This is a genomic window from Mesorhizobium sp. M0051 (assembly GCF_040323235.1).
Classification (GTDB): Bacteria; Pseudomonadota; Alphaproteobacteria; order Rhizobiales; family Rhizobiaceae; genus Mesorhizobium.
Window position 1 is genome coordinate 153042 of record NZ_JAMYUT010000002.1, and the last position, 12820, is coordinate 165861.

Below are 12820 nucleotides of genomic sequence, written 5' to 3' on the forward strand. Positions count from 1 at the left end.
GCCTGCCTCTCACCAAAGATAAAAGAATGCGAAGATGAATACCCAGACCAGATCGACGAAGTGCCAGTACAGCCCCATGATCTCGACATTCTCGTAGCGCCCCGTGCGGCTGGTGAAGAAGCCGCGTCGCCCGGTGTCGAAATCTCCGCGCCATACCTTGCGCGCCACGATGATCAGGAAGATCACCCCGATCGTCACATGGGTGCCGTGGAAACCGGTGATCATGAAGAAAGTCGAACCGAATTGTGCGGCGCCCCAGGGGTTGCCCCAGGGCCGTACCCCTTCGGTGATCAGCTTGGTCCATTCGAAGGCTTGCATGCCGACAAAGGTCGCGCCGAGTGCCGCGGTCAGAAGCATCAGGATCGCTGTCTTGCGGCGGTCGCGGCGATAGCCGAAATTGACCGCCATGGCCATTGTTCCGCTGCTCGAGATCAGCACGAAGGTCATGATCGCAATAAGGATCAGCGGGATATCCGAGCCGCCGATACGAAGCGCAAAGACCTCGCTCGGATTAGGCCACGGCACGCGTGTCGAAATGCGAGCGGTCATGTAGGAGAGCAGGAAGCAGCCGAAGATGAAGGTGTCGCTGAGCAGGAAGATCCACATCATGGCCTTGCCCCAGGACACGTTCTTGAACGCCCGCTGATCCGAGGACCAGTCGGCGGCAATGCCTTGCCAGCCTGAGGGCCGTGGCTCCGTCTGGGTATGCGTGAGTGTCTCTGCCATTCGTTTGATCCCTTAGGTCAGCAACTGTCGGCAAATGTCGATGAACGTCGCGGCCCAGCCGGCCAGTAGGGCAAAGACGGCGAGCCAGACGAAGAGCAGGAAATGCCAGTACATGGCGCACAACTCGACACTGAGGCGAAGCCGTTCGGGCCGCGCTGCGTTCCAGGCGCCGGCGGTTGTTCTGCCGAGGCCCACCAGCCCGCCCAGTATGTGCAGGCCATGCATGCCGGTGATCAGGTAGAAAAAGCTGTTGGCCGGATTGGAGGTCAGAAAATAGCCGTCGGCGGTCAGCTGCCGCCATGCCATGAGCTGTCCGATCAGGAAGGCAAGCGCCGTGAGCCCGGCCGTGGCGAGGCCGAGCCTGACCATGTCGATCTGGCCCCTGCGCGCCGCGACCGTGGCGCATTGCAGGGCAATGCTGCTCAGGACCAGCACGCCGGTGTTGAGCCAGAGCAGCCGCGGCAGCGGCAGCGGCTGCCAGTCCGACACCGCCATCCGCATGAAATACGCGCTGGTGAAGAGCGCGAACAGGCAGCCGACGACGGCGAGGAAGACACCGAGGCCGATTTTGGCGGTGGGTAGCGCCGACCGGTCGAGGGCGACAAAATCGCCGGCCAGACCTTGCTCGAGCCATGGCTTCGACATCAGCCCCTGATGTGAAAGCCACCATCCGGCAAAGCCGGCGATGACGAACAGGAAGACTATGATGACGCTCATGCCGGCTCCCTCGAGGGGCCGAAGGAGCCCGGCATGTTCTGCGGAATGAAATCCTCCTTGGCGCCTGGCACGCTGTAATCATAGGCCCAGCGATAGACGATCGGCAGGTCCTTGCCGAAATTGCCGTGGGCGGGCGGTGTTTGCGGCGTCTGCCATTCGAGGGTCGTGGCCCGCCACGGATTGCCGCCGGCCTCGCGGCCATGGCGGATGCTCCAGATGAGATTGAACAGGAACACCATCTGGGCGAAGCCGACGATGAACGCCATGATGCTGATGAACGAGTTCAGGTGGTGGGCTGACTCGGTCATGACAGTCATGTCGGTCAGTTCAGCATAGCGCCGCGGCACGCCCATCAGGCCGAGGTAGTGCATGGGGAAGAAAATCAGGTAGGCGCCGAGGAAGGTGACCCAGAAATGGAACCGGCCCAGCATTTCGTTGAGCATCCGCCCGGTGACCTTCGGGTACCAATGATAGATCGCGCCAAAAACCACGAGGATCGGGGCGACACCCATGACCGTATGGAAGTGGGCGACGACGAACATCGTGTCGGACAGCGGAACATCGACGACGACATTGCCAAGAAACAACCCGGTCAACCCACCATTGACGAAGGTGACGATGAAGGCCAGGGCAAAGAGCATAGGTATGGTGAGATGGATGTCGCCGCGCCATAAGGTCAGCACCCAGTTGTAGACCTTGATGGCGGTCGGAATGGCGATGATCAGCGTCGTGGTGGCGAAGAAGAAACCGAAATAGGGGTGCATGCCGCTGACATACATGTGATGCGCCCAGACCACGAAGCTCAGCGCGCCAATGCCGACGATGGCCCAAACCATCATCCGGTAGCCGAAAATGTTCTTGCGTGCATGAGTGCTGATCAGGTCGGAGACGATACCGAAGGCCGGCAACGCCACGATGTAGACCTCGGGATGGCCGAAGAACCAGAACAGGTGCTGAAACAGGATCGGGCTGCCGCCATTGTGCTGCAGTTGCTCGCCCATCTCGGAGATCGCCGGCATGAAGAAGCTGGTGCCTAGGACGCGGTCGAGCAGCATCATGACGCAGGCGACGAACAGCGCCGGAAAGGCAAGCAGCGCCATGACGGTTGCTGTGAAGATGCCCCAGACGGTCAGCGGCAGGCGCATCATCGTCATGCCGCGCGTGCGGCCCTGCAGCACCGTCACCACATAGTTCAGGCCGCCCATCGTGAAGCCGATGATGAACAGGATCAGCGAGGAGAGCATCAGGATGATGCCCCAGTCCTGGCCGCCCGGCGTGCCGCTCATGATGGCTTGTGGCGGGTAGAGCGTCCAGCCGGCGCCCGTCGGTCCGCCCGGTGCAAAGAAGCTCGACACCAGGACCAGCACGGCGAGCAGGTAGATCCAGTAGCTCAGCATGTTGACATAGGGGAAAACCATGTCGCGCGCGCCGACCATCAGCGGAATCAGATAGTTGCCGAAGCCGCCGAGAAAGAGGGCGGTGAGCAGGTAGATCACCATGATCATGCCGTGCATGGTGATAAACTGGTAGTAGGCTTCCGGGGTGATGAAGTCGAACGTGCCGGGGAAGCCGAGTTGCAGCCGCATCAGCCAGGATAGCACCAGGGCGACCAGGCCGATTCCCGTTGCCGTCGCCGAATACTGGATGGCTATGACCTTGGCGTCCTGCGAGAAGACGTATCTCGTCCACCAGCTGTGCGGATGGTAAAGCTCCACTTCGGCGACTTCGGCCGGGGGGATGCCATCTGCAGGTGTGATGTCGACCATAGGAACACCTCCGCGTCCTTTTCAGCGAGACCCGACCGTTTCGAGCTTTGCTGCAATTTTCAAACCTGGCGCTATGGTCTTGGCCGGCGCCATAGTCTTCCCGGGAGCGTTGTCTGCCGCGCCCGTTTGCTGGGGTGCCGACAACTGCGCGAAAGTCTGCTGCTGGCCAAACCAGGCCAGGTAGTCCTGCTGCGTGTCGACCACGACCACACCATGCATCAAGGGATGCCCCTGGCCGCAAAGTTCAGCGCACAGGACCTGAAAGGTTCCGGTCTTGGTCGGTGTGAACCAGAAATAGGTGACCGAGCCCGGGATCATGTCCATCTTGGCGCGGAATTCCGGCACATAGAAATCATGCAGCACATCGATCGAGCGGAGCAGCATCTTGACCGGCTTGCCGACCGGCAAATGCAGATCAGCCGCTTCGACCAGGACATCGTCCTGACCATTGGGATCGCTGGCGATCACGCCCAGCGGATTGTCGGTGGTGACGTCCCGGGTGTCGGATGTGCCAAGCTTGCCGTCCTTGCCGGGCAGACGGAAACTCCACTGCCATTGCTGGCCGACGACTTCGACCTCCGTCGCGTCGCTCGGGACGTTGACGAACCGGCTCCAGACGAACAGGCCGGGAACCAGCAACGCCGTGACCCCGACCGCGGTGACGATCGTCAACCAGGATTCGAGCCGCTTATTCTCCGGCTCGTAGGCGGCCCGGTTCCCTTCCCGATGACGGAAGCGGAAGACGCAATAGGCCATGAATAGGACCACGGCGGCGAAGACGACGCCGGTAATCCAGAAGGTAATGATGATGGTGTTGTCGATATAGACCCAGTTCGAGGCAATCGGCGTCCACCACCATGGGCTCAGCAGGTGAAACAGCACCGAGCCCACTACAATCAAAACGAGTACAAGCGCTACGGCCATGTCCCGTTCCTCCCCGGCATTCTGGAGGACGCGAAGCTGGTCCCGGCGAATGCCAAGGTCATCATAGCTCTTTTTTCGGTTGAAATTCCAGAGCCGACTATCTTGACGGGAAAAATGTCGCCAAGATTAAACTCTTGAAGACGCTTGCACTGGAAGGAGAGGGCTGACGTCCAACTGCGAGCAGGCGGCGCTCGCAGTTTTGATTGAAATGGCTCCCCGGAGTCGATGAAGCTGAGAAATGCGAATTCGCTATCACCCTGCGCCACATTCGCCGAAAATGCGCAAAGGTCCACCGGTGGAATGGCCGATGTGAACCGCGTCCTTCAGGTCCAGCGCCCAAACGCGTCGGCCGCGTAATGATCGATGTCGTGACCATCGGCGACCTGCTCCGAGCGTCCGTGGCCGCGCCGGTTATGCGCGACCACTCGATAGCCCTTCGACAGGAAGAAAAGCATCTGCGCGTCCCAGTCGTCGGAGCTGAGCGGCCACCCAGGTGAAAAACGATCGGCTGGGCGTCCTTGTGACCCCAGTCCTTGTAGAAAATCTGTACGTCGTCGTCGGTCGTGACAAAACCCGTGGTGTATTCTCCCTCCGGAACATTGTGGTTGCGGGCCCCGCCGCGCACACGGCGCCCCGCGGAAGGGTGAAGCTCGCGGCGAGCGCCGGGGCCGAGATCAGGACGTCGCGGCGGTCGAGTGGCAGGCCAAGGGTGAAGGCGGGAGGCATCGAGGAACTCCGCGAGTTATTCAGAAGGCGGCGGGTGGGATCACACGCAATCGCCGCACATGAGCGGCTTTGTTTCGGTAGAAGGGCGGCGAAGGCCGGCAAGCGGATCGATTCCGACCTTCACCGAAGTGCTCGCCATGCCGACCGGGATCAGCCGGCTACTGGCGTGTTGAGAAGCTGCTGCTCCCAAAGATACGCGATGCCGCTGCCGCCGAAGTGCTGGATGAGAATCTCGGTCAGCTCCTCGACATGCTCGGTGCGCGCCCAATCGCGTTGCCATTCGCCAGCGAGCGCCATCACGGTCATCACGTTCGCGCCGGCCGCGATCATTCGCTGGATGGCAACTTCGTGAGACTCCTTCGAAATCCCGCCCGACGCGTCGGTTATAACGGTCACATCCCAGCCTTCGCCGGCGGCCTGGATCACAGGCATTGCGACGCAGACCTCGGTCCACAGGCCGGCGATGATCAGCTGCTTGCGGCCGGTCGCCTTGACGACGTTCACCACATTCTCGTCCTGCCAGGTGTTCACCCAGGTGCGATCGATGACTTCCTGGTCCGGAAATACGTCGGTGATCTGCTTGAAGAGAAGTCCACCGCGCGCCGCGATCACGCTGGTGAGAATGGTCGGAACATTGAAGGCTTTTGCTAGCTTCGCCAGCGCGGTCGTGTTGTTGACCACCATGTGCGGATCGTGGCTGTTCAGGTTTGCGAGCTGGTAAGGTTGGTGATCGATCAGAATGAGGACCGAATCTTCGGGACGAAGAAGCGAATCGAGGCCGTTGCGAGGGGTCATCAAGACTTCCTTTCTCTGCCGCCATGGACGGCAATGGGTTCACGGGAGACATGCGCCAGCGGGCGACGTTGTCTGGACGCAATTTGCCGTTCCTTTTGGTGATGCGGTAGTGCCATAGTCAGGCAAGCTGTGTCGCGAAACGAGGAACGCTGTATTGGACATCGAAGATCTACAGACATTCGTCGCAGTGGCCGATGCAGGGGGCGTATCGGCCGCCGCGCGCCGGCTCGGCGTCTCCAAGTCAATCGTCAGTCGGCGGCTCTTTCGGGTTGAAGCGGAGCTCGGGGTTCAGCTTCTTGCAAGAACAACCCGCGGCGCCGCGCTTACGGAAGCGGGAATCACGTTCAGGGACCATGCGGCCCGGGCCAGCGCCGAGATCGACACCGCAAGGGAAACGATCCTCCCCACCGGTGAGCTGCGCGGCCGCCTGAGGGTTGCCATGCCGCTTACTTTCGGCCCAACCCACTTCGCCCCCGTGCTCGCGGAGATGGCGCGCCAGCACCCGCAGCTTCACATTCATACCTCCTACAGCGATCGCTTCGTCGATCTCATCGCAGAGGGTTTCGATTGCGCGATCCGGGTTGGCTACCTTCAGGACTCCAACCTGATCGCGAAGCGCGTCGGGCCGTTCCATGGCAAGCTTGTCGCCAGCCCGGATTATATCGAAGCGCACGGTTCACCTGAGACTCTGGACGAACTCGTCACCCATCAGGCCCTCATGCAGGGAACAGAAACCTGGCAGTTCATGGATAATGGCAAGGTTGTCACGGTTCAGCCGCAGGGCAGGTTCAAGGCCGATAGCGCTACGGCGCTTGCCGCCGCGGCGGCGGCAGGTCTCGGCATCGCCTGGCTCGCCGATTGCATCACACATGAATATGTGGCCTCCGGCACGCTGGTCCCGATCATGACACGCTATCCGGTACCTCCGGCGGCCGCGTATGTCGTCCGCCCGCCGGGTCAGCATCCCACGCGGAAAGTCAGGGTGCTCACCGAAATGCTGACTGAGTATTTCAAACGCAACCCGGAACTTTGGGGTCTCGACAGCTAGGACACGAACGCTGCGAAGCCTCTCGAAGACCTGTGTTCGAGGTGGCACTCCTTCGGCGACCTGGCCCGCACGTTCCACTTGCTGCGACGCTGCTTGACCTATCTAGGGGCTATCGTGCAGACGGTCGCGCGCCAGTCTTAGACATTCAGGAAGCCTAGGACCGGAAGCCCAGGAGAGGATGGCTGGCGCGAGAGGCTGCTTCGTTAAGCTATAGCTAATATAGATGAGCCCGCGTCATCCAATCGAGGGATGGCGCGACGTAAACCCCCGCTCCACCTAATGGCAAGGCAAAGGGCGGCAACCCGGTTTTGCCGCCCAATGGGCCTGCTGGCTCTAGGGGCTAAATATGAGCAAGACGACTCTCGTACTCGCTATCCTCGCGATCAGCATCAGCTATGCCGATGCCAAGGGCCATAAGGTGAACCTGCCGGTTTGCACCGCGTCAAGCTCACTCGCCGAAGTCCTGGGGGACAAATGTTTTCTCGTCAAAGGTTCGAAGATCTATGGCGACATCGCCGATCTTTCCCAGATAGTCATTTGGGCTGGTGGCGGAGCTGGCGGTCTGTGACGGGTGCCCTTGGGCAGTGCGACGACCGCGAGCAAGACGACTGCGACGACGAGGAAGGCGGCGACTCCGAGCCGGACAACGACTGCGAACAGATTATGTGGCGCGACGATCTGACTGATCAGACCGTACTGGTGCGGCTATGAAGGGAAACATCGCTTTGAGTCCATCGCCCGGACGGTCGATCCCGCGAACGGCGATATAATCTGGTCCATCGGACCGAAGACTCCAGCGGCGGACGTTCGTTCGCTTGTCGCAGAGCTGGGCGCGGAGTTCGGTCCTATTTTTCCGAGATGAACCGCCAGAAGGCGAACTGATCAAACCTGCAAACTTGCAGGATTGGCTGCCGATGGTGGCGGGCTTTCTTTATCTTGTGGCAGAAAAGTCACTCAGCTGGAATATGCTGAGCTTCAACCGGTGCGAGCTTATTATCCAGCTAGGTGAGGCGTACCGTTGTTTCGCGGGCAAAGGGGATGCCCGACACTCCTCCCGAACTAGGCCCGCTGCCCGCAAAGGCGGCGGGCTTTTTGCTTAGCCCATCCTGGCCTTTTCCAGTTGCGACGTTGTCGGCGTTTGTGCTTCGGCAGCTAGGGCCAGGATGATGGCGCCGGCGAACTCACTCTCGTGGAAAAGTCTGATTGCCAGGTTGATCTGATTTGACGCCGCCTCTTTGCGTGTCATCCGCAAGAGCTTCCCAAGGGGCAGAGCTTTGTTTGGCATTTCTTGCATCTGTAGCCCTAGATGTAGCCCGCACTGAATTTTGCCAGCAGACTGGCAGTAGGGCTGTTTCGGCTAAGTGGTTGGAAATATTTGGCTCCCCGGGCCGGATTCGAACCAGCGACCAACCGGTTAACAGCCGGTTGCTCTACCACTGAGCTACCGGGGAACGGAGGCTCTTATGCGAGTTGCGCAGCGTATAGCTGCCCTTTTCGGCTTTGCAAAGAAGCAATTCGCATTTTTCCGAGGCTTTTTCGCACAGGCGTTTCTCGCAATCGTCGAGAGATGCCCTCATATTAGCAGCCTTGGCAGGGATACGGAACCGAAAGCGCGGCCGCGCTTGGGTTCGCTGATGCTTCTGAACGATCAAAACGGGTCAATCTTTCGAAACGATGACAGCACAAGATAACCACATGCCGGCGCGCAAAATCTCAGTTTTCGGGCGCGAGTTCAAAATGCCGCGCTCGCGCGGGCTCAGAATCACCATCGGTGTCCTGCTGACCATCGGCGGCATCCTCGGGTTCCTGCCGATCCTCGGTTTCTGGATGGTTCCGCTCGGATTGCTGGTGCTTTCCTATGAGTTCGCCATGGTGCGGCGCCACCGCCGACGCTTTGTCGTCTGGTGGGAACGGCGGCGCCGGCCGGATTGACATGGCGTGGGCACGCCTCAGCGGGCCCTTGCTTCACGGATCTGCTTGAGAATCGGCTGAGGCAAGCCTTGCCCTGTCGTGCGGCGACAGGTGCCCGCGCCTTCAATGGACAGGCCGGTCGGTGGCGTAGTGCAAAAACTCTCTGCACCGCGCTCAGGACAGGCCTGGCGGCGCATTCTTGTCTATCATCTCCATTGCCTGGCGCATGGCTTTGTCTCCTGCCGTGCTCAACGCGTGAACCCCGAAGGGGTTTTTCCTGCGGCAGGCTATGCTTAAGAATCGTCTAATGTAGCTGTGGGCTTGGGGCCTGACGATTTGACAGGGTCTGCCCGGATCGGCGCACAGGGAAACCGTTCGGAATGCACGGTGGCCGCTTGACGGCATTTTCGCCGCAACCTATTGGAACCGGGTGGAACGCCGGGAGCAACGAGGCCTCGTGGCGGAGTGGTTACGCAGAGGACTGCAAATCCTTGCACCCCGGTTCGATTCCGGGCGAGGCCTCCAATGCCCGGGCCCCCGCGCAGCAAGCGTAGGGGGCCTGAAGTTCCTGACGTAATGAACCGCGGTTCTGGCGCGGCAAGCGGATTGGTTGGAACATGAGCGCTGATTTCTCCGAGCTTCGCGTCAAGATGGTCGATGGCCAGGTTCGCACCACCGATGTGACCAGCGCGCCGCTGCTCGAGGCCATGCTCGTCGTGCCACGAGAGGCTTTTGTTGGCGCCGCCCAGCGCGATCTCGCTTACATCGACGAGGACATTCGCATTGCCACCGGCGCGGACGGCGCGCGCTACCTTATGGAAGCGTCACCGCTGGCCAAGCTCATCCAACTGGCTGAGATCAAGCCGACCGACTCGGCGCTCGATGTCGGCTGCGGCACGGGTTACGCTTCGGCCATCCTGTCGCGGCTGGCCAGGTCCGTGGTGGCGCTCGAAAGCGATTCGGCGCTGGCGGAAACCGCCAGATCGACGCTATCGTCGCTTGGCTGCAGCAATGTGACCGTTGTGCAGGGGGCGTTGCCACAAGGGCATGCCGCCCAGGCGCCTTATGACGTCATCTTCGTCGGCGGCAGCGTCGCGGAAGTCCCAGTGCCGCTGCTCGACCAGCTTGCCGAAGGCGGCCGACTCGTCGCCGTTGAAGGGCAAGGTAATTCCGGCCTGGCCCGACTTTTTTTTAAGGCGGGAGGGGTTGTAACCGGAAGACGCGCGTTTAATGCGGCAATTAAGCCACTACCGGGATTCGAACGTATTCATGCTTTCGAGTTTTGAGTGATTTTGCCTTGCAGCAGAGGCATTGTCATGGTCGCTTGCATTTGAACAATTGTTGCTGATCCGCAAACTGGGGGCACTTTGGGGCTGAGCAGCAGGGAACATCGAACACGCGGCGGCGGCTGATCACGACGAGAAGCCGGTGCGGCGCAGTTCCCATGGAAAACGAATGAGGGTTTAACCGTGCCGTCTGTACGAAAGTCACTTTTCACCGCCGTCCTCGTTTCGGCGACCATGCTGTCCCCACTGACCGCTTCGGCGGAAACCATCTCAGGCGCGCTTGCAAAGGCCTATCAGTACAATTCTTCGCTGAATTCCGCCCGCGCCGGCGTTCGTATTACCGATGAGAGCGTCGCCATCGCCAAGTCGGGCTGGCGTCCGACCATCAACGGCTCGGCGACAATCGACTATTCCAGCAGCCATCTCACCGGTGCGGATCGGAGCGTACGGCTGACCACCGGCAATTTTGGTGTCCAGATCAATCAGACGCTGTTCGACGGCTTTCAGACCAGGAACAATGTCGCTGCCGCCGAATCACAAGTTCGCGCTTCGGTCGAAAGCCTGCGCAACACCGAAGAGAACACCCTGTTCAGCGCCGCCCAGGCGTATATGAACGTGATTCGCGACCGCCAGATCGCCGTGCTGACCGAGCAGAACCTGCAATTCCTCACTGAAACGGCGCGCGCGGCGCGTTCGCGTTTCGAGGTTGGTGAAGGCACGCGTACGGACGTCGCGCAGGCCGATGCTTCGCGGGCCGCCGCCGTGGCATCGCTGAGCGCCGCCCGGGCGCAGGCACTGGCGAGTGCCGCGACCTATCGCGAGATCGTCGGCGACGAACCAGGCAAGCTCAAAGGCGCTTCGCCGGTGGCAAAGCTGTTGCCGTCGAGCCTGGCTGCCGCCATCGGGGTGGCCTCGAACGAGCATCCGGCTATCCTTGCCACCCAGCATCTGGTCGACGCTGCTTCGTTTTCTGTGAAGTCGGCCGAAGGCGCGCTGCTGCCGCAGCTGTCTGCTTCCGCCGGCGTCTCGAGCGCGTATCGCAACACCGTGCCGGGCTTCCTCTCGACGCAGGACGGCACCACCAATTCGGCCAGTGTCGGGGCAACGCTGACCATCCCGATCTATTCCGGTGGCCGCACCTCGGCGATTGTGCGCCAGGACAAGGAATCGCTCAGCCGGGCCCGCATCGAGGTCGACGTGAGCCGCGACCAAGTGCGCCAGGCCGTCACCGCCGCCTGGACCGAGTACACTGCCGCGCAGCAGCAGCTGACGGCCAACAGGCAAGTGATCGAGGCGGCAAAGCTGGCGTTGAACGGCGTCATCGAAGAACGCAATGTCGGCCAGCGCACCACGCTCGATGTCCTCAACGCACAGGCTACGGTCATCACCGCCGAGATCAACCAGGCGAGTTATGAGCATGATGTGGTGGTGGCGAGCTATGCCATCCTGCAGGCGACCGGCCGCCTGTCTGTCGACCGCCTTGGCCTGCAGGTGACGAAATACAAGCCTGAAGAGCACTACAACGCCGTCAAGGACAAGTGGATCGGCCTGCGCACGCCGGACGGCCGCTGAGGGCGCCCGGTCCGGATTTTTCCGTCTCGCCGTTTGAGCAGGATTGCTTGCTCGGCTGCTCGTGGGTTTAAGATCACGCTAATCTGTTGAAATCCCACAAGTCCCCAGATTGGGGATTCTCGTGCGGCGATCCGTCGGCTACGCTGTTGCCATGATTCGATCCGGCCTTGCCGGAGCGGAAATCCACAGAGGTCACAAAGGCGGCGGATGTGACGATGGCAACGGCAAGCAGCGCACAGCGCGAACCTTCCATGGAAGAGATCCTGGCTTCCATCAGGCGAATCATCGAGGACAGCGACGGCGGCCGCAAGCAGCCGGGCGACGCCGATGAGTTGCGCCAGGATCTGGAGCCGGCGTCGAGCGGCGATGCTGCCCCCGACGTCGAGGCATTCCGTGCCGACCTGCATGCCGGCCCCGAGGTCAGGAAGCCGGTGACGCTGGCGGAAGTCCAGGCACAGCTGCCGGCGGCCGAGCCGGCGATTGCGCGTATGGAAACGCCGGTGCGCGCCGATCCAGCTCCGGCGAAGCCATCGATGACACTTGCCGAGGTCAGTGCCCGGATTGCCGCCGAACCGGCCGCGGTCGACGCGTCGGCACCACGTCCCGTCATTGCCCCCGTTGCCGATTGGCGGCGCGAGATCGCCGCGGTTGGTGAGCAGGCAAAAATGGCCGAGGCACGCAAGCCGGTTGCCCAGCCGCCGGCCGACGATTCAAGGGACGAACCGAGCGCGAAGGCGACCTCCGAGACACCTCGTCCAGACGCGGCACGGCCAACGCCAGTTAGTGACGCGGCGCGTCCGGGGATCGTTTCCGAGCATACAGGCCGGCAGGTTGCCGCCGCTTTTGGCGAGCTTTCCGACGCGTTTGCCAGCCGCAGCAAAAAGACATTCGACGAGATGGCCGAAGAGATGCTGCGTCCGATGCTGCAGGATTGGCTCGACAACAATCTGCCGACGCTGGTCGAAAGGCTGGTGCGCGAAGAAATCGAGCGCGTGGCGCGCGGCGCCCAGTAGTTGCCAAAAAGAGACGGCGCCCTCGTGGCGCCGTTTCTTTGGGGGAGGTCAGTTTGTATTGGTGGCGAGGCAGACAGGTCGCCGCCGGATTCCCTTACCACAATGGACCATGTTCGAGATCTTCTACGTCCGCCGGTCGGATTATGGCTATCCGGCATGCAGAAAACCCTATCGGACGCCAAGGGCGAAGCTCTGCGCCAAATGCGGGCATGCCTTGCGTTGAAATGAACAGGGCCGCGCCTATCTGCCCGTGAATGCCGCGACAGCCCTTGCGGTTGACTTGGCCAAAACCTTCCGATTTACACCGGACCAGCATAACTCCCGACAGCGCGGACC

The 12820-nt window shown here is 61.2% G+C and carries 13 protein-coding genes, 2 tRNA genes and 1 pseudogene; 8 read left to right on the plus strand and 8 right to left on the minus strand.

Features of this window, described 5'->3' with window-relative positions:
• Nucleotides 1-9: 9 nt before the first annotated feature.
• The 6 genes and pseudogenes from NKJ90_RS02620 to NKJ90_RS02645 form a co-directional block, all read right to left on the minus strand.
• Nucleotides 10-726 (minus strand): heme-copper oxidase subunit III family protein, encoded by a 717-nt coding sequence (locus NKJ90_RS02620; protein ID WP_023757650.1) that lies wholly within the window; start codon nt 724-726, stop codon nt 10-12.
• A gap of 12 nt (nt 727-738) precedes the next feature.
• Nucleotides 739-1443 carry a cytochrome c oxidase subunit 3 gene (locus tag NKJ90_RS02625; protein WP_023757649.1) on the minus strand — a complete coding sequence of 235 codons (705 nt, stop codon included), beginning with the start codon at nt 1441-1443 and terminating at the stop codon, nt 739-741.
• Nucleotides 1440-3209 (minus strand): cytochrome c oxidase subunit I, encoded by a 1770-nt coding sequence (ctaD, locus tag NKJ90_RS02630; protein ID WP_352485624.1) that lies wholly within the window; start codon nt 3207-3209, stop codon nt 1440-1442. The genes NKJ90_RS02625 and ctaD overlap by 4 nt, the downstream gene beginning before the upstream one ends.
• A gap of 21 nt (nt 3210-3230) precedes the next feature.
• Nucleotides 3231-4133, minus strand: coding sequence for a cytochrome c oxidase subunit II (locus NKJ90_RS02635; protein WP_023757647.1), 903 nt, complete (start codon nt 4131-4133; stop codon nt 3231-3233).
• A 288-nt stretch (nt 4134-4421) separates the two neighbouring features.
• A pseudogene (locus NKJ90_RS02640) lies at nt 4422-4859 on the minus strand (alpha/beta fold hydrolase); the annotation flags it as partial.
• Nucleotides 4860-5009: 150 nt separating this feature from the next.
• Nucleotides 5010-5654: a hydrolase gene (locus NKJ90_RS02645; RefSeq protein ID WP_352485626.1), complete on the minus strand. Its 645-nt coding sequence runs from the start codon at nt 5652-5654 to the stop codon at nt 5010-5012.
• A 154-nt stretch (nt 5655-5808) separates the two neighbouring features.
• On the opposite strand from NKJ90_RS02645, the gene NKJ90_RS02650 reads away from it, so the two are divergent.
• The 3 genes from NKJ90_RS02650 (at nt 5809) to NKJ90_RS02660 (ending at nt 7413) form a co-directional block, all read left to right on the plus strand.
• The gene (locus tag NKJ90_RS02650; protein ID WP_023757643.1) at nt 5809-6702 is read left to right on the plus strand and encodes a LysR family transcriptional regulator; all 894 of its coding nucleotides are present in this window, start codon (nt 5809-5811) and stop codon (nt 6700-6702) included.
• 346 nt (nt 6703-7048) lie between these two features.
• Nucleotides 7049-7270, plus strand: coding sequence for a hypothetical protein (locus NKJ90_RS02655; protein WP_023757642.1), 222 nt, complete (start codon nt 7049-7051; stop codon nt 7268-7270).
• A complete protein-coding gene (locus NKJ90_RS02660) occupies nt 7267-7413 on the plus strand; it encodes a hypothetical protein (protein ID WP_023757641.1) in 147 nt (48 codons plus the stop codon). The genes NKJ90_RS02655 and NKJ90_RS02660 overlap by 4 nt, the downstream gene beginning before the upstream one ends.
• Nucleotides 7414-7798: 385 nt before the next feature.
• On the opposite strand, the gene NKJ90_RS02665 is transcribed toward NKJ90_RS02660, so the two are convergent.
• Complete coding sequence (locus NKJ90_RS02665) at nt 7799-7987, minus strand: hypothetical protein (protein WP_210164160.1); 189 nt, start codon at nt 7985-7987, stop codon at nt 7799-7801.
• A 91-nt stretch (nt 7988-8078) separates the two neighbouring features.
• Nucleotides 8079-8153, minus strand: a tRNA-Asn gene (locus NKJ90_RS02670).
• Nucleotides 8154-8376: 223 nt separating this feature from the next.
• On the opposite strand from NKJ90_RS02670, the gene NKJ90_RS02675 reads away from it, so the two are divergent.
• From NKJ90_RS02675 to NKJ90_RS02695, 5 genes are all read left to right on the plus strand, one after another.
• Nucleotides 8377-8634: a hypothetical protein gene (locus NKJ90_RS02675; RefSeq protein WP_023757639.1), complete on the plus strand. Its 258-nt coding sequence runs from the start codon at nt 8377-8379 to the stop codon at nt 8632-8634.
• 430 nt (nt 8635-9064) lie between these two features.
• Nucleotides 9065-9138: transfer RNA gene (locus tag NKJ90_RS02680), tRNA-Cys, on the plus strand.
• Nucleotides 9139-9230: 92 nt separating this feature from the next.
• Nucleotides 9231-9899, plus strand: coding sequence for a protein-L-isoaspartate O-methyltransferase family protein (locus NKJ90_RS02685; RefSeq protein WP_023757638.1), 669 nt, complete (start codon nt 9231-9233; stop codon nt 9897-9899).
• A 183-nt stretch (nt 9900-10082) separates the two neighbouring features.
• Nucleotides 10083-11471, plus strand: coding sequence for a TolC family outer membrane protein (locus tag NKJ90_RS02690; RefSeq protein WP_023757637.1), 1389 nt, complete (start codon nt 10083-10085; stop codon nt 11469-11471).
• 215 nt (nt 11472-11686) lie between these two features.
• Nucleotides 11687-12484 (plus strand): PopZ family protein, encoded by a 798-nt coding sequence (locus tag NKJ90_RS02695; protein WP_023757636.1) that lies wholly within the window; start codon nt 11687-11689, stop codon nt 12482-12484.
• The last annotated feature ends 336 nt before the right edge of the window (nt 12485-12820 follow it).

Bases quoted from the DNA above. Each gene is read 5' to 3' on its own strand.
- NKJ90_RS02635 (WP_023757647.1), bottom strand. From the start codon at position 4,133: ATGGCCGTAGCGCTTGTACTCGTTTTGATTGTAGTGGGCTCGGTGCTG.
- NKJ90_RS02620 (WP_023757650.1), bottom strand. From the start codon at position 726: ATGGCAGAGACACTCACGCATACCCAGACGGAGCCACGGCCCTCAGGC.
- ctaD (WP_352485624.1), bottom strand. From the start codon at position 3,209: ATGGTCGACATCACACCTGCAGATGGCATCCCCCCGGCCGAAGTCGCC.
- NKJ90_RS02655 (WP_023757642.1), top strand. From the start codon at position 7,049: ATGAGCAAGACGACTCTCGTACTCGCTATCCTCGCGATCAGCATCAGC.
- NKJ90_RS02665 (WP_210164160.1), bottom strand. From the start codon at position 7,987: ATGCCAAACAAAGCTCTGCCCCTTGGGAAGCTCTTGCGGATGACACGC.
- NKJ90_RS02645 (WP_352485626.1), bottom strand. From the start codon at position 5,654: ATGACCCCTCGCAACGGCCTCGATTCGCTTCTTCGTCCCGAAGATTCG.
- NKJ90_RS02625 (WP_023757649.1), bottom strand. From the start codon at position 1,443: ATGAGCGTCATCATAGTCTTCCTGTTCGTCATCGCCGGCTTTGCCGGA.
- NKJ90_RS02685 (WP_023757638.1), top strand. From the start codon at position 9,231: ATGAGCGCTGATTTCTCCGAGCTTCGCGTCAAGATGGTCGATGGCCAG.
- NKJ90_RS02695 (WP_023757636.1), top strand. From the start codon at position 11,687: ATGGCAACGGCAAGCAGCGCACAGCGCGAACCTTCCATGGAAGAGATC.
- NKJ90_RS02675 (WP_023757639.1), top strand. From the start codon at position 8,377: ATGACAGCACAAGATAACCACATGCCGGCGCGCAAAATCTCAGTTTTC.